This window comes from Amycolatopsis sp. NBC_01488 (assembly GCF_036227105.1).
In the GTDB taxonomy this organism is placed as follows: Bacteria; Actinomycetota; Actinomycetes; order Mycobacteriales; family Pseudonocardiaceae; genus Amycolatopsis.
Genome location: NZ_CP109434.1, coordinates 6,058,283 through 6,072,647, shown reverse-complemented (window position 1 = coordinate 6,072,647; position 14,365 = coordinate 6,058,283). Strand labels below are relative to the sequence as shown.

The following is a 14,365-nucleotide window of genomic DNA, read 5'->3' as shown; positions in this document are numbered from 1 at the left end:
CCCTAGGAGTACGGCAATGACGACGTCTCCCCGTCCCGTGTGGACGGCGGTCCTCTGCTGGCTGACCGTCCTGCTCGAGGGCTACGACCTGGTCGCGCTCGGCGCCACCATCCCGACCCTGCTCAAGAGCGGCTACCTCGGCTTCACCGCGGCCGGGGCGACGCTGGTCGCCACGGTGTCGCTGATCGGCGTGGCGGTCGGCGCGGCCTGCCTCGGCCCGCTCACCGACCGCTTCGGGCGCCGCGGCATGCTCATCGGCTCGGTGCTGCTGTTTTCGCTGTTCACCCTGCTGACGCCGGTGGCGCCGAACGTCGCGACGTTCGGGATCTTCCGGTTCGTCGCCGGGCTCGGCCTCGGCGCGTGCATGCCGGTGGCGCTGACGGTGATGTCGGAGAACCTGCCCGCGCGGCGCCGCGCCAGCGCGAGCACGTTCACCATGACCGGCTACCACGTCGGCGCGGTGCTGACGTCGATCCTGGCGTTGTACGCGAAGGACGACTGGCACCTGCTGTTCTACGGCGGCGGGCTCGTCGGCCTGCTGGCCGTGCCGCTGATGTGGTGGAAGCTCCCCGAATCCGCGGCCTACCTCGCCGCCAAGGAGGAACCCGCCACCGAGCGTGTCGGGCTCCGCGACCTGCTGGGTGCACGCTTCCGGCGGATCAGCATCGCCGTGTGGACCGGGTCGTTCATGGGGCTGCTGCTGGTCTACGGCCTCAACACGTGGCTGCCGCAGCTGATGCGCACGGCCGGCTACCCGATCTCGACGTCGATCACGCTGCTGCTGGTGCTCAACATCGGCGCGGTGCTCGGCCTCGTGCTGGCCGGCACGATCGCCGACCGGTTCGGCATCCGGCCGATCGCCCGGATCTGGTTCGGCGCGGGCGCGGTGCTGCTCGCGGCGCTGAGCCTGCGCATCGGGAACGCCTTCGTGCTCAACGCGGTCGTGCTGCTGACGGGTGTGTTCGTGTTCTCCGCGCAGGTGCTGATCTACGGGTACGTGGCGCAGGCGTTCCCGGCGCGGGCACGTGGCACCGCGCTCGGGCTGACGTCGGCGGTGGGCCGGCTCGGCTCGATCCTCGGGCCGTTCGTGACCGGTGCGCTGGTCACCGCCGGGGTCGCGTACCCGTGGGGGTTCTACTTCTTCGCCGTCGTGGCCGCGTTCGGGCTGGTCGCGGTGCTGGCGCTGCGCGGCGAGGCACGGACGTCCTCGGAGCTGACGGCGGTGTAGTCAGGTGGTCTCCTCGGGACGGCGGCGCATGGTGGGCTCGGGGTCTTCGGTGCGGCGGTCGGAGTCGCGGAGCACCTCGCGAGCCTGGCCTTCGGGGTCGGCGCTGTCGACGGCTTGCTCTTCCGGCAGCAGCTCGGCGCGGGTTTCCGTCCGGTCGGGGAGCTGGTCGCGGTCGTCCATGCCCGGGTGGTACCCGATCTCGGCCGGGCTCAGACACTTCAGTCCCGGGACCGCCGGTTCCCCGCCGCGTCCCGGCGAAGCCGGTCCGTCTCCTCGGAAATCTCGCCCAGCCGCTTCGCCAGCCCCGCGTGCTCCTCGGCCAGGTGTGGCTGAGCCGCGGCCAACGGCGGCAGCAGCGTCGCCGGGTCGTCGTCGCCGAGGGCCGCGCCCAGGCGGTCCGCGCTCGCCTGGGCCGCCGGCCCCAGGCCGTCCAGCGCGCTCACGCGGCCGGCCAGCTGGCGCAGGATCGCCGAATTGCGCCGGGCCCAGTCGGCGACCGCGCGATCGCCCGCCCGCCGGTCGCGCTCGGCGTCCACTCGGGCCTCGCCCGTCTTCTCCCCCGTGTTCGACGGCTGGAGCCGCAGGTAACGGCGTTCCGCGGCCTGGCGGCTCGCCACGCCGAGCGCCGGCGCCAGCGCCACCCAGCTGGCTCCCGCCGCGCGAGCCGCGGTGATCAGCTCCGGCTCCCAGCCCGCGAGCTCCTCCCGCAGCACGCGCAGGCCGGCCAGCGCGGACAGCAGCCCATCCTGGTCGGCCGAGCCGGCGCGGGCGGCCGCGACCGCGTCGTGGATCCGGTGCAGCGCACCGGCGGGATCACTGTGGTCCATTCGTCATCCTTCCGACGACCTGTTGCTTGTCATCGTTCTGACGACATGCTAGAACAGAGGTGCGTGTTGACGCCAGAGTCGTCGTTCCTGGAGGTGAATCCCGATGTTGATGCGCACCGACCCCTTCCGCGACCTCGACCGGTTCGCCCAGCAGGTGTTCGGCACCGCGGGCCCGGCACCTGGTCCAAGCCCGCCGCGATGCCGATGGACGCCTACCGCGCCGGCGACGAGTTCGTGGTCTGCTTCGACCTCCCGGGCGTCGATCCCGGCGCCGTCGAGCTGGACGTCGAGCGGAACGTCCTCACCGTCAAGGCCGAACGCCGTCCCCTGCCGGCCGGCGACGACATCCAGCTGGAGGTCTCCGAACGGCCGCTCGGCGTGTTCTCCCGCCAGCTGTTCCTCGGCGACACGCTGGACACCGAGCACATCACCGCCGACTACGACGCCGGGGTGCTGACCGTCCGCATCCCCGTCGCCGAGAAGGCGAAGCCGCGTCGCATCACCGTCGCCGGATCCGGCGGACGCCGGGAAATCAAGGCCTGATCTCGGAGGCAGCGGGGTCCGGGCCGGGCGCCCGGCCCCGCTCCCCAGGCCGTCGGAGGAGGTCACGTGACCAGCGAGAAGACCCTGACGGGCAAGCGTGTCCCGGTGACCGCGCTGCTCGAAGAGCTCCTGGAGCGGATCGCCGCCGACGTGCCAGGCGCCGTCGGCGCGGCGCTGTCCGTGCACCACAACGGAAAGCCGTTGCACACGGCCGCCACCCGCGGGCTCGCCGAGTTGTTCGTCCCGGCCCAGCTGAACGGGTTCGGCGGCCCGGTCCCGACGGCGGACCGCACGGGCGAGCCGGTCGTCACGGCCGACGTCTTCGCCGACGAACGCTGGCCGTCGCTGACCCTGAGCGGGGTGCTCGAGCGGCACCCCGAGCCGGCGGCGGAGTGGTCGCGCGTCCGCGGCGTCGCGGCACTGCCCGCGCCGTGGGACGGCGAGAGCAGCATGGTGCTGTCGGTGACGCTCGACCGGCCTGCCACCCAAGAGTCGCTGAAAGTGCTGCGGCGGCACGAAAGGCTCACGACGGCGGCGCTGCTCGTCGCCGAAGCGGCCCGGCCCGACCGGACCGAGCAGCTGCTGGACCTGCTGCAGTCGCGGGCCGCGCTCGAGGAGGCGAAGGGCATCGTCATCGCCCTGCGGCGCTGCGACCCCGACGAGGCCTGGGCGACGCTGCGGCGGGCGAGCCAGCAGTTCAACGTCAAGGTGCGCGAGCTCGCGGTCGCGCTGGTGGAGCTGCTGGCCGGGGCCCCGGCGCCGCAGCCGGACGGCGACCGCACGATCCACCCGGGTCCGGCCGCGCGCGCCGCCGCCGAGCAGGTGCTGCGGGCGTTCGCGGGTGAGGCCGAGCTGGCCGGCGTGTAACGCTCCCGGCGTCGCGGACGACGTGCGTGCACCGGGATCGCCGATCCCGGACGGCCCGAGGAGGTCCGATGCCGGCTTCCGGCCCCTGGCCCGAGATCCACCGCGAACGTGCCGCGCTGGCCGACGACCTCGCCGACGTGACCGCCTGGTCGACGCCGTCGCTGTGTCGCGAGTGGACGGTCCACGACGTGCTCGGCCACCTCGTCTCGACCGCGACGCTGCCGCCGGTCGCGTTCTTCACGCGGCTGGCCGGCGCCGGGTTCCGGTTCACCGCGATGACGGCGAAGAACGTCGCGCGCGAGACGGCGGACGGCCCCGCGGCGACGCTCGCCCGGCTGCGCGCGCACGTGAACGACACGACGAGCCCGCCGGGCCCGGCGGACACGTGGCTCGGCGAGATCGTCGTGCACGGCACGGACATCCGCTGGCCGCTCGGCCTCGACCGCGCGTTCCCCGCCGCGACGCTGATCCGGGTCGCCGAGTTCTACCGGCGGTCCAACATGCTGATCGGGGCGAAGAACCGGGTGGCCGGGCTGACGCTGCGGGCCACCGACGCGGAATGGTCGGCGGGCAGCGGGCCGGAGGTGACGGGCCCGCTGCTCGCACTGGTGATGGCGATGACCGGCCGCTCGGCGGCGCTGGACCGGCTGTCGGGGGCCGGGTTGGAGCAGCTCTCGGCCCGGTACCGGACGGCTTGAGCCTGGCTGTGGCCCTGGTGAGCTGGGCTGCGCTCGGTGGGCGGGGGTGCAGCCGAACACCAGCGGCGAGGCTGGGCCCGACCGCGGCAAGGCGCCCGATCGGGACCGGCCACGCCAAGGCGGCCGGGTAGGCCGCCACCCGGACGGGGGCCGGGCCACCCCGGGTGGACGGATGCCACCAACGGGCCGGCGGCGGTCCGGGCCTGGCCGCTGGGATGGACCGTGATCCAGCCGCGGCGGCTTGGCTCGCCGCCGCGCGCCTGGTTGCGCGCCCAGCCCGGCCACATCGGTCCGCTCCCCCTCACCGCGCCGAGAGGCTCCCGCTCAGAGGGGCTCGATGCGGAACACCGCGATGCGCTCCGCCGCCGCGGCGGCCGCGTCCGGGGTCGGTGCGTCCGCGAGGCCCGTGGTCACCAGGCGCTTTCCGACGCTGGCCGGGCTGCTCGCCACCAGCTCGCGCAGGAGTGGGCGGCGCTCCTCGACCGGGACCTCCGTCAGACGGGCCGGCTTGGTGCGGCGGCCGCGGGTGAGCGTCACTTCGGACGCCGCTCGGGCGTTCGCGACCCAGGCCGCCTTCGGGTAGGCCTGGAAGATGTAACGGTCGCCGTCGATGGGGATGACCGCGATCGGGAACGTGCGCGGCACTCCCGTGCGCCGTCCGGGGACCGTGAGCAGCTGCATCGGGCCGAACGCCACGCCCAGCCGCTGGAGCCCCACGACGATCTTGTTCCCGGCGTTGACCATCCGCCGGTAGTTCTGTGCTGTTGTCATGTCACGACCGTACACCAGATTATATGAAGCTCATATCATCTGTGATCCATACTCAGTGCCGCTCGGGACCGGGCTGCGGTTCCGGCGGCAACGGGTCCGGGACGGGCGTGCCCGGCTGCGGCGCCGGCCGATCGGGGGCCGGACCGGGCAGCGACGGGTCCGGGACGGCGGGATCGGGCGGCACCGGCTCGGGCGGCGCCGGAGGTGCGGTCATGCGGGCTGCGGTCGGCATCGGTCTTCCCTCCGCCACGCTGCCGTCCGCGGTTCGGACGGCGATCACTCGTGGCTACCACCGCGGCGCGAACCGAAAACACCCACGGGTAGGAGCCGACAGGCGAAAAGACCTCGGCCGACGCTGAACTCCGCAGCTCAGAGGGACTCCCTACGCCGGCACCGGCGCCCAGGCCCGGCGGCCGAGGAACGCCAGCATCCGCGTCTGCTCGTCGACACCTGCGGGCGGGACCAGCTCCGGCCCGAAGAACCCCGGCCGCCGCACGACGTTCGCCCGGGCCCAGGTGAACGCCACCGCCACCAGCTCCGGCGGGACGCGCACGTCCTGCCCGGTGGCCGAGCCGATGTCCCAGCTGTGCGCGACCAGGTCGGTGCTCAGCAGCGTGACGATGCCCGCGACCGGCACCTCGCCGAGCCCCGGCAGCGACACCGGGCGTCGCAGTTCCGCCTCGGTCAGCGTCGCGACCGCCGCGGCCCGCCACGTCGCCACGGGGTCCTCCCCCCGCCAGCACCGCGGGGTGCGGCGCTCCCGGCGCGCCCGCGGTCTCGGCGTAGGCCTCGCCACTCGCCCATGCCCGCAGCTGACGCTGGCCCCAGACCACGTGCCCGGCGACATCCCGCACCGACCACTCCGCGCACGCCGACGGCGTCTGCCACTGGTCGTCGCGCACCGCGGCCAGCGCCGCGTCGAACCCGGCCTGCGCGCGCCGGTACAAGTCCATCGTGTCCATTTCGCTCCTTCGTCGAGGTGGTCTTCCTCCCCAGGACGAACGGGGCCGGCCGGACTCGACCGTTGACCCTGACACCGTGTCAGCCGCTATCCCGGACCCATGACGTTCTTCCGCACCGCCACCGAGGTGGCCGCCGACCTCCGCCGGGGCACGCTCTCGTCCCGCGAGCTGACCGAACAGCTCTTCGCCCGCATCGACGCCTCCGACGTCAACGCCGTCGTCGCGACCCGGCGCGACTTCGCCTTGAACTCGGCGGCCACCGCCGACGCGACGACCGGCGGCCCACTGCACGGCGTCCCGATGACCATCAAGGACGCCTTCGCCGTCGCCGGACTGGCCACCACCTGGGGCGAGCCGGCGTTCGCCGACGCCGTCGCGGACCGGGACGCCGTGGTCGTCGAGCGGCTGCATGCGGCAGGCGCGATCGTCGTCGGCAAGTCCAACGTGCACCACCTGCTCGCCGACTTCGGCCGGACCGTGAACCCGCTCTACGGCCGGACACTGAACCCGCGGGACAAGGCACGGACGCCGGGCGGCTCGAGCGGGGGCGCGGCCGCCGCGCTCGCCGCCGGACTGTCCTTTGTGGAGTACGGCTCCGACCTGGCCGGGTCGATCCGGATCCCGGCGGCGTACTGCGGCGTCTACGGCCTCAAGCCGACGCCGGGAACCGTGCCGCTGCGGGGTTTCCAGCCGCCCGGGCAGCCCGCCGGCCTCGTCCGGGAGTTCCCGTCGACGGTCGGTCCCCTGGCCCGCTCGGCCGCCGACCTGCGGCTCGCGCTGAGCGTCACCGGCGAGCCGGGACCGCCGTCACGCCGGTCGCGGCTCGCGGACTTCCGGGTCGGCGTCGTCCTCGACGATCCGCACTGCCCGGTGACCGACGAGGTGGGCAAGGTCCTGTCCGACGCCGTCGACGCGCTCGCCCGGACCGGCGTCAAGATCCACGAAGGCTGGCCGGACGGCGTCGATCCGCGCGTCCAGGCCGAGGCGTTCGGTTTCCAGGTCGAGTGGTTCTTCGCCGCGCAGGAAGGCGGTGAACCGGCCGGGGCGGCCGAGCAGGAGCGGCAGCGGGCGGCGCTGGGCGCGGCTTGGGCCCGGTACTTCGCCGACGTCGACGTCTTCCTCTGCCCGACCGTGTTCACGACGGCGCCGAAGCACGACGACCGCGACCGCTACGACGACCAGGTGTTCTGGATCGCGCAGGCGTCGCTGCCCGGGCTGCCCGCGGTGAGCGCGCCGCTCGCGGGCGCGCTGCCGGTCGGGTTGCAGGTCGTCGGGCCGGCGCACGAGGACGACACCCCGATCACGTTCGCGGACCTCGCCGCGGACGTCCTCGGCGGGTTCGTCCCGCCTGCGGAATGATCGGTGCGTGTTCTCGATCGGCGACTTCGCCCGCCACGGCCGGGTGTCGGTCCGGATGCTGCGCCACTACGACGCGCTGGGGCTGCTGCGGCCGGCACGCGTCGACCCGGCGACCGGCTACCGCAGCTACACCGCGGGCCAGCTGGCGCGGCTCAACCGGATCGTCGCGCTGAAGGACCTCGGGTTTACCCTCGAGCAGGTCGCGACGCTGCTGGCCGACGAGGTGACGGCGGAGCAGGTGCGCGGCATGTTGACGCTGCGGCGCGCGGAGCTGGAGGCGGCGCTGGCCGAGGGCGCGGCAAGGCTCGCGCAGGTGGAGGCCCGGCTGCGGACGATCGAGGAGGAGGGGCGCGCACCCGACGTCGTGATCAAGGAGCTGCCGGCGATGCGGGTGGTGGAGCTGACCGGCGTGGCGGCGGGGTTCGCGCCGGAGGCGATCGGCCCGGTGGTCCGCCCGCTGTGCGCCGAACTCGGCCACCGCCTCGCCACCGCGGACGTCACCCCGGCCGGGCGGCTGACGTGCTACTACGAGCAGCGCGCCGAGGACGAAGTCGTCGTGCACGCGGCGGTTCCGGCGTCGGTGGGGCCGGGTGACCTCAACGGGCTGACGGTGGCGGACCTCCCGGCGACGAGGGCGGCGACGCTCGTCCACCGCGGCGCGATCGACGACGTGCTGCCGAGCTGGCAGGCGGTGGTCCGGTGGATCGACGAGCACGGGTTCGCGTCGGCGGGGCCGCAGCGGGAGCTGTACCTGGACTGCCCGGAGGATGCCGCGGGCTGGGTGACGGAGCTGCAGGAGCCGATCGGCTAGGGCCGGTGGGCGTGCTCGGCCGGGAGGTCGCGGTCCAGGTGGTCCGCGTGGTGCAGGGCCTGGGCCAGCAACCCGCGCACGTGGTCGTCCGCCGCCGAGTAGTACACGAACGTTCCCTGTCGACGGCCCTTCACCAGGCCCGCCAGGCGGAGCTTGGCCAGGTGCTGGCTCACCGCCGTCGGAGCCGCGCCCGCCAGCTCGGCCAGGCACGCCACCGAAGACTCGCCCTGCAGCAGCGCCCACAGCACCTTGATGCGGGTCGGGTCGGCGAGGAGGCGGAACGACTCCGCCGCCAGGTGAACCTGCTCGTCGGTGGGCATGTCGAACTCCGGCAGCGACGCGTGCATGCCCTGAACCCTACTACTTGCGTATCTGCGTGTGTGCGCAGATAGACTCACGACCATGGGACACGGACACGGGCACAGCCACGACTCCGCCGACCGCGTCGACCACGCGCTCGAATCCAGCTCGCGCGGCCTGCGCACGCTGACGTGGTCGTTCGCCGCGCTGTTCGTGACCGCGGTCGCGCAGCTGGTGCTCGTGCTCGTCACCGGGTCGGTCGCGCTGCTCGGCGACACGATCCACAACTTCGCCGACGCGCTGACCGCCGTCCCGCTCGGCGTCGCGTTCCTGCTCGGCCGGCGGGCGGCGACGCGGCGCTACACCTACGGCCTCGGGCGCGCGGAGGACCTCGCCGGGGTGGTCGTCGTGCTGGTCGTCGCGGCTTCGGCGGTGCTCGTCGGGTACGAGTCCGTCCGGCGGCTGGTCGATCCCCAGCCGGTCGGGCACCCGTGGGTGGTCGCCGCGGCGGGGGTGATCGGCTTCGCCGGGAACGAGGTCGTCGCGCGGTACCGGATCAAGGTCGGCCGCGAGATCGGCTCGGCCGCGCTGGTCGCCGACGGCGTGCACGCCCGCACGGACGGCTTCACCTCGCTGGCCGTCGTCGCGGGTGCGGCGGGGGTCGCGTTCGGCTTTCCCGCCGCGGACCCGATCGTCGGGCTCGGCATCACCGTCGCGATCGTGTTCGTCCTCCGGGACGCGGCGAAGGAGGTTTTCCGGCGGCTGCTGGACGCCGTCGACCCGGCGTCGGTCGAACTGGCCGAGCGGACCGCGCTCGACGTCGACGGCGTGCTCGGCGCCCGTGACCTCCGGATGCGATGGATCGGGCACCACCTGCGGGCCGAGCTGGCGGTGACGGTCGCCGCGGACCTGACGGTCACGCAGGCCCACACGCTCGCGCACGAGGTGGAGCACCGGCTCGTGCACGTGGTCCCCCACCTGACCGCGGTGGTGGTCCACACCGAACCGGCCGCCGAGCGCGTGCACTGACTCCGGCGCAGCCCGAACGCCGTGAAGGCGGGGATCAGCCGACGGGTTCCTCCACCGGGGCCGGCTTCGGGCTCAGCACGCCCGCGAACACCGCCGCCAGCACGCACAGCACCACCGGCACCGCGAAGGTCACGTTCAACGGCATCCACCGCGTCAGCCCGCCGATCAGCGCGGGTCCGGCCAGCAGGCCCACGTAGCCGAGCCCGACCACCCGGGCCATCAACGCGCCCGACGCCCGCGTGTCCAGGTTGCCCGCCGCGGTGAACAGCTGCGGGACGCCACCGGACAACCCCAGGCCGAACAGCGCCCAGCCCACCAGCGACAGCGGGACCCACGGCGCCGCCGCGGCCGTCGTCAGGCCCACCGCCGCCAGCGTCGCACCGTAGCGGACGATCGCCGCCGGGCCGGCCCAAGCCGCGACGCGGTCGGTCAGGAAGCGGCCGGTCGTCATCGCCACCGCGAACGCGCCGTACGCCAAGGCGGCCGTGGAGGCCGAGGTGCCCAGGACCTTCTCCATGTGCAGCGCCGCCCAGTCGTTCGCGACGCCCTCCGACAGCATCAGCGCGAGCGCCAGCAGACCGAGCAGCCACACCACGCGTCCCGGGGTGCGACGGCGCGCCACCGGTGACGGCTCGGAAGCCGCCGCGGCGGGCGCGTCGGACGGCTCCATCAGGAACCGCGCCGACACCAGGGAAAGCACCACGCACAGCACGCCGGTGCAGGTGAGCGTGACGCCGGTCGGCACGCCCGCGCCGAGCGTCGCCGCGCCGATGACCGCCGCGAACGCGCCGCCGATCGACCACATCGCGTGGAACGCCGCCATGATCGGCCGCGGGTAGGCTCGCTCGACCACCACCGCGTGGGAGTTCATCCCGACGTCGATCGCGCCGTTGCCGAAGCCGAAGAGGATGAGCGTCAGCCCGAGCGTCCACCACGAGTTCGCGAATCCCGGGCCGCACAAGGCAAGCCCGAGCAGCACGCCCGCCGCGGGGACCAAGCGACGGTGGCCGAGCCGGTCGACGAGCGGCCCGGAGATCTGCATGCCCGCGAACGCCGCGCCGCCGAGCACCAGCAGCAGCGCGCCCAGCGTGCTGTGCGAGATGCCGGTCGCGCGCTCGACGTTCGGGATGTGCACCACCCACATGCCCATCGCGAACCCGTTGAGGCCGAAGAACATGAAGGTCGCGAACCGGGCGGCACGCGGGCGGGGCGGGGCGGTCGTCATCGGCTCTCCAGGGGGACGGCGACGTGCACGAGCACACCGAGGTCGGCCAGCGCCTCGCGCTGGTCCTCGGGCGCGCCCGGGTCGGTGATCAGGACGTCCGCGCGCGCGGCGGGACAGACGTGGGCGAGCGCGGCGCGGCCCCACTTGGCGCCGTCGGCTAGGACGATCGCCCGGGCCGAGACGTCGAGGGCCGCCTGCTTGACCTCGGCGTCACCCAGGTCGAACGCGGTGAGCCCGGCGTCGAGGCCGAACGCGCACGGGCTCAGCACAGCGACGTCGAACCGCAGCGCCCGCAGCGACGCCAGCGCCAGCGGGCCGACCAGGGACAGTTCCCCCGGCCGCGGCTCGCCGCCCGGCAGCAGCAGCCGGACGTCCGGGTCGTCGGCCAGCTCGCGGACCGCGTGCAGGGACAGCGGCATGACGGTGACCGGGCGCCCGCGCAGCAGCCGGGCCAGCTCCAGGGCCGTGGTGCCGCTGTCCAGGACGATCGTTTCGCCGTCGCGGATCAAATTCGGCGGCCGCGGCCGCGATGGCCCGCTTGGTCTCGATGGCCGCCGTCGCCCGCGCGGCGAACGGCGGCTCGATCCCCGACGGCGACGCCGGGACGGCTCCCCCGTGCACTCGCCGCAGCACGCCGCGCGAGGCCAGGTGGTCGAGGTCGCGGCGCACGGTCATCTCCGACGCACCCGTCGCCGAGGCCAGGTCCGCGACGGCGACCTGGTCCGCGTCGCGCAGCCGCTCCACGATGATCCGTTGCCGTTCCGCACTCTTCACTCGGCGATGTTCGCAAGCCGCGAGCATTCGCACAATCGATTTGTTCGTCCGCTCACGTCGCTTGTGCGAAAAGTCGCTGCGGCATGATGGGGCCGTGCACGCCGCCGAGATCACCGCGACCCCGTGACCGGGGGCTACCTGAAGGGCCGGATCCGCCGCGAGGACATCATCACGGCGGCGGCCGCCGCGTACGGCGAGCTCGGCTACCACGGCTCGTCGCTGCGGGAGATCGCCAAGCGCGTCGGGATTTCGCACGCCGGCCTGCTGTACTACTTCCCCACCAAGGAGGCCCTGCTCGCCGCCGTGCTCGAACGGCGCGACGCCGAGGACTCCGAGCGCGAGCAGCTGACCGTGCCGCCCGGGCTCGAGGTCCTGCGCCACTTCGTCGCGCTCGCCGAGCACAACGTCCGCCACCCCGGGATCGTCGACCTCTACTCGCGGCTCGCCGCCGAGGCGGTCTCCCCGGATCATCCGGCGCACGAGTACTTCGTGCGCCACTACCGGGCCGCGCGCGACGGCGTGCACGAGTCGTTCGCGGTTCTGGCCGCCCGCGGTGAGCTGCGGGACGGCGTCGACCCCGGCCTGGCGACGCTGACGTTCATCGCGCTGATGGACGGCCTGCAGGTGCAGTGGCTGACCGTCCCCGGCGACGTCGACCTGGTGGGATCGCTGCGCTTCTACCTGCAGAACCTGCTCACCGTCCCGTTCTAGAGGGTCTTCGCGTACGGGTCCCAGCCCGCCGGCAGCGCGGGCGGGACCTCGACGGTGCTCGCGACCTCGACACCCTGCCCGCGCGTCAGGGACTCGTCGATCGCCAGCATCGCGTCGAGCACGTGGTAGGCCAGCTCGCCGGACGCGCGTTCCGGCACGCCCGCGCGGATCGCCCGGGCGAGGTCCACGGCGCCGGTGCCCCGCGAAGCCGCATGTCCTTGCGCTGTCAGCTCTTCCGGTTCGGGGTGCCCCGGCAGGTGCAGCGCCGTCGAGCCGTCGAAGCGGTTGGGATCCGGCAGCACGGCGGTGCCGAGCGTGCCGGTCAGCTCGACGAATCCGGTCCGCTTGAGCGCCGAGTCGAAGCTCAGCACGAGCTGGGCCGAGCCGCCCGCCTCGAAGTCGACGAGCGCGGTGACCGTCGTCGGCACGGTCACCGGGAACTCCGTGCCGGCCCGCGGCCCGGACCCGATGACGCGCGTGTCGCGCGCCCGGCCACCGGCGCCGGTGACGCGCTGAATCGGGCCGAGCAGGTGCACCAGCGTCGTCAGGTAGTACGGGCCCATGTCGAGCAGCGGCCCGCCGCCGGCCTGGAAGAGGAACTCCGGCGCCGGGTGCCAGCTCTCCGGCCCGGGCACCTGGAAGAGGGCCAACGCGGTCAGGGGCCGGCCGATCCGGCCCGCGTCGATGGCCTGGCGGGCGGTCTGCAGCCCGGCGCCGAGGACGGTGTCGGGCGCGCTGGCCACGCGCAGGTTCTTCTCCTGTGCGCGATCGAGGAGCTTGCGGCCGGTCTGGCGGTCCAGGGCGAGGGGCTTCTCGGCCCAGACGTGCTTGCCCGCTTCGAGGGCGGCGAGCCCCACGTCGACGTGCGAAGCCGGGATGGTCAGGTTGACGACGATCTCGACTTCCGCGTCGTCGAGCAGCTCGGCCACCGTGCCCGAGCGCGGCACGCCGTGCTCGGCCGCGCGGGCCGCGGCACGGTCGACGTCGAGGTCGGCGATCCGCAGCACGCGGACGTCCGGGAAGCTCGTCAGGTTCTCGAGGTAGGTGCCGCAGATGACGCCGGCGCCGACGATCCCGACGCCGACCGGGCCGCCGGTCACCGGCCGGCGCCGGTCAGGTAGGCGTGGCCGGCGGCGATGGCCTCGAAGAGGTCACCGTCGTAGGCGTCGAACTCGACCACGCGCAGCGCGTCCGGCGCGGCGGCCAGCACGTCGGCGACCGGCACCCGGCCCTGCCCGGCGGGCACCTGGCCGGTGGCGTCGGTGGCCAGGCCGCCGTCCTTGACGTGGATCGCGCGGACGCGGTCGCCGAGCCGGCGCAGCAGCGCGGGCGCGTCCTCGCCGCCCGCGGTCGCCCAGTACGTGTCGACCTCCAGCGCGACGGCCGGGTCGAGCTGGTCGGCGAACACCTCGAAGGCGCTGCGGCCGTCGATCCGCGATTCCAGCTCCCACCAGTGGTTGTGGTAGCCGACTCCGACACCGTGCTCGGCCGCGACCTTGGCGGCGGCGTTGAGCGCGTCCGCCGTGGCCGCGATGTCGGCCGGGTCCTGCCACTGCTCCGGCTTGACGAGCGGGTCGATGACCAGGCCGATGCCCAGCTCGGCCGCGGCGGCGAAGACGGCCGCCTGGTCGGCGCCGATCAGGCGGGCGTGCGCGGTCGGGGCGGTCAGCCCGTTCGACGGCAGGCCGGCCCGCAGCGCTTCGACGTTTTCGACGACGCCGTACGGCTCGACCCGCGTGAAGCCGATCGCGGCGAGCCGCCGCAGGGTGCCGTCGGGGTCGGCCGCGAAGGCGTCGCGGACCGAGTACAGCTGCACGGAAAGCTCGCTCATCACCGGCTCCTGGAGTCATGGGGTTCCGCTGAATTTCTACCACTTGGTCAAAATTGGCACCAGGGATTTCGCGCCCGATCCACCGGACGGCGGCACCCGGCTTGCCGGGCTCAGTGCTCCGGTTGTTTTGGCGTAGGCCGCTTGGGGCAGTAACGCTTTGACGCAGTCAGAGCCGATCCGACCCGGGAGGTGCCGGCAGTGGACAGGGCAGGGGACGAAGTGGACACGGGGGCCGTCGGCCACCCGGCGTCCCGTCGCGACCTGACGGAACTGTCCGAGGCCGCACGCGACCTCGACCGGCGGATCGAGCAGCACCTCGCCCGGCTGCGCCGCGAACGCGCCGAGCGCGCCCGCGACGACATCCCTGACCAGCGACTTCGTCCCAGCGGCTGACCTCGCGTTCACCGCGCGGACGCGGACTACTACGCT

18 protein-coding genes and 3 pseudogenes are annotated in these 14,365 nt (G+C 73.9%); 9 read left to right on the top strand and 12 right to left on the bottom strand.

Annotated elements, in window-relative coordinates:
- The first annotated feature begins 16 nt into the window (after positions 1 to 16).
- Positions 17 to 1,228: an MFS transporter gene (locus tag OG738_RS28860; protein WP_329045564.1), complete on the top strand. Its 1,212-nt coding sequence runs from the start codon at positions 17 to 19 to the stop codon at positions 1,226 to 1,228.
- Here the strand turns inward: OG738_RS28860 and OG738_RS28855 are convergent, their stop codons facing one another.
- Both OG738_RS28855 and OG738_RS28850 read right to left on the bottom strand, forming a co-directional pair.
- A complete protein-coding gene (locus OG738_RS28855; RefSeq protein WP_329045563.1) occupies positions 1,229 to 1,408 on the bottom strand; it encodes a hypothetical protein in 180 nt (59 codons plus the stop codon). It lies immediately after the preceding gene.
- 38 nt (positions 1,409 to 1,446) lie between these two features.
- Complete coding sequence (locus tag OG738_RS28850) at positions 1,447 to 2,055, bottom strand: HSP18 transcriptional regulator (RefSeq protein WP_329045562.1); 609 nt, start codon at positions 2,053 to 2,055, stop codon at positions 1,447 to 1,449.
- 103 nt (positions 2,056 to 2,158) lie between these two features.
- Here OG738_RS28850 and OG738_RS28845 point away from each other — a divergent pair.
- The 3 genes and pseudogenes from OG738_RS28845 (at position 2,159) to OG738_RS28835 (ending at position 4,163) form a co-directional block, all read left to right on the top strand.
- Positions 2,159 to 2,598, top strand: a pseudogene (locus OG738_RS28845) (Hsp20/alpha crystallin family protein).
- 66 nt (positions 2,599 to 2,664) lie between these two features.
- Positions 2,665 to 3,465 (top strand): ANTAR domain-containing protein, encoded by an 801-nt coding sequence (locus tag OG738_RS28840; RefSeq protein ID WP_329045560.1) that lies wholly within the window; start codon positions 2,665 to 2,667, stop codon positions 3,463 to 3,465.
- Positions 3,466 to 3,533: 68 nt separating this feature from the next.
- Positions 3,534 to 4,163, top strand: a complete 630-nt coding sequence (locus tag OG738_RS28835) for a maleylpyruvate isomerase family mycothiol-dependent enzyme (RefSeq protein WP_329045559.1) — start codon at positions 3,534 to 3,536, stop codon at positions 4,161 to 4,163.
- 324 nt (positions 4,164 to 4,487) lie between these two features.
- On the opposite strand, the gene OG738_RS28830 is transcribed toward OG738_RS28835, so the two are convergent.
- From OG738_RS28830 to OG738_RS44745, 4 genes and pseudogenes are all read right to left on the bottom strand, one after another.
- Positions 4,488 to 4,934: a nitroreductase family deazaflavin-dependent oxidoreductase gene (locus OG738_RS28830; protein ID WP_329045558.1), complete on the bottom strand. Its 447-nt coding sequence runs from the start codon at positions 4,932 to 4,934 to the stop codon at positions 4,488 to 4,490.
- Positions 4,935 to 4,986: 52 nt separating this feature from the next.
- On the bottom strand, positions 4,987 to 5,166 hold the full coding sequence (locus OG738_RS28825; protein WP_329045557.1) for a hypothetical protein: 180 nt from the start codon (positions 5,164 to 5,166) through the stop codon (positions 4,987 to 4,989).
- Positions 5,167 to 5,316: 150 nt separating this feature from the next.
- A complete protein-coding gene (locus tag OG738_RS28820; RefSeq protein ID WP_329045556.1) occupies positions 5,317 to 5,655 on the bottom strand; it encodes a hypothetical protein in 339 nt (112 codons plus the stop codon).
- Positions 5,621 to 5,887 (bottom strand): annotated as a pseudogene (locus tag OG738_RS44745) (maleylpyruvate isomerase family mycothiol-dependent enzyme); the annotation flags it as partial. The gene OG738_RS28820 and the pseudogene OG738_RS44745, both read right to left, overlap by 35 nt.
- A gap of 108 nt (positions 5,888 to 5,995) precedes the next feature.
- On the opposite strand from OG738_RS44745, the gene OG738_RS28810 reads away from it, so the two are divergent.
- Both OG738_RS28810 and OG738_RS28805 read left to right on the top strand, forming a co-directional pair.
- On the top strand, positions 5,996 to 7,255 hold the full coding sequence (locus OG738_RS28810; protein WP_329045553.1) for an amidase family protein: 1,260 nt from the start codon (positions 5,996 to 5,998) through the stop codon (positions 7,253 to 7,255).
- Positions 7,256 to 7,262: 7 nt separating this feature from the next.
- Positions 7,263 to 8,066, top strand: coding sequence for a MerR family transcriptional regulator (locus OG738_RS28805; protein WP_329045551.1), 804 nt, complete (start codon positions 7,263 to 7,265; stop codon positions 8,064 to 8,066).
- Here OG738_RS28805 and OG738_RS28800 read toward each other — a convergent pair.
- Complete coding sequence (locus OG738_RS28800; RefSeq protein WP_329045550.1) at positions 8,063 to 8,413, bottom strand: ArsR/SmtB family transcription factor; 351 nt, start codon at positions 8,411 to 8,413, stop codon at positions 8,063 to 8,065. The two genes, OG738_RS28805 and OG738_RS28800, sit on opposite strands and share 4 nt — an antisense overlap.
- Before the next feature lie 55 nt (positions 8,414 to 8,468).
- On the opposite strand from OG738_RS28800, the gene OG738_RS28795 reads away from it, so the two are divergent.
- The gene (locus OG738_RS28795) at positions 8,469 to 9,395 is read left to right on the top strand and encodes a cation diffusion facilitator family transporter (RefSeq protein WP_329045549.1); all 927 of its coding nucleotides are present in this window, start codon (positions 8,469 to 8,471) and stop codon (positions 9,393 to 9,395) included.
- A gap of 34 nt (positions 9,396 to 9,429) precedes the next feature.
- Here OG738_RS28795 and OG738_RS28790 read toward each other — a convergent pair whose 3' ends face one another.
- The 3 genes and pseudogenes from OG738_RS28790 to OG738_RS44740 form a co-directional block, all read right to left on the bottom strand.
- Positions 9,430 to 10,620 (bottom strand): MFS transporter, encoded by a 1,191-nt coding sequence (locus OG738_RS28790; RefSeq protein WP_329045548.1) that lies wholly within the window; start codon positions 10,618 to 10,620, stop codon positions 9,430 to 9,432.
- Positions 10,617 to 11,129 (bottom strand): DeoR/GlpR family DNA-binding transcription regulator, encoded by a 513-nt coding sequence (locus tag OG738_RS28785; RefSeq protein ID WP_442875817.1) that lies wholly within the window; start codon positions 11,127 to 11,129, stop codon positions 10,617 to 10,619. The genes OG738_RS28790 and OG738_RS28785 overlap by 4 nt, the downstream gene beginning before the upstream one ends.
- A gap of 151 nt (positions 11,130 to 11,280) precedes the next feature.
- Positions 11,281 to 11,421: pseudogene (locus OG738_RS44740) on the bottom strand (DeoR family transcriptional regulator); the annotation flags it as partial.
- A 96-nt stretch (positions 11,422 to 11,517) separates the two neighbouring features.
- Here OG738_RS44740 and OG738_RS28780 point away from each other — a divergent pair.
- Positions 11,518 to 12,105: a TetR/AcrR family transcriptional regulator gene (locus OG738_RS28780; protein WP_329045546.1), complete on the top strand. Its 588-nt coding sequence runs from the start codon at positions 11,518 to 11,520 to the stop codon at positions 12,103 to 12,105.
- On the opposite strand, the gene OG738_RS28775 is transcribed toward OG738_RS28780, so the two are convergent.
- Both OG738_RS28775 and OG738_RS28770 read right to left on the bottom strand, forming a co-directional pair.
- Positions 12,102 to 13,205 carry a Gfo/Idh/MocA family protein gene (locus OG738_RS28775; RefSeq protein WP_329045545.1) on the bottom strand — a complete coding sequence of 368 codons (1,104 nt, stop codon included), beginning with the start codon at positions 13,203 to 13,205 and terminating at the stop codon, positions 12,102 to 12,104. The two genes, OG738_RS28780 and OG738_RS28775, sit on opposite strands and share 4 nt — an antisense overlap.
- On the bottom strand, positions 13,202 to 13,936 hold the full coding sequence (locus OG738_RS28770; RefSeq protein WP_329045543.1) for a sugar phosphate isomerase/epimerase family protein: 735 nt from the start codon (positions 13,934 to 13,936) through the stop codon (positions 13,202 to 13,204). Before OG738_RS28770 ends, OG738_RS28775 begins: the two co-directional genes overlap by 4 nt.
- A 198-nt stretch (positions 13,937 to 14,134) precedes the next feature.
- Between OG738_RS28770 and OG738_RS28765 the strand changes: the two genes are divergently transcribed.
- Positions 14,135 to 14,329: a hypothetical protein gene (locus OG738_RS28765; RefSeq protein WP_284742694.1), complete on the top strand. Its 195-nt coding sequence runs from the start codon at positions 14,135 to 14,137 to the stop codon at positions 14,327 to 14,329.
- Positions 14,330 to 14,365: the final 36 nt, after the last annotated feature.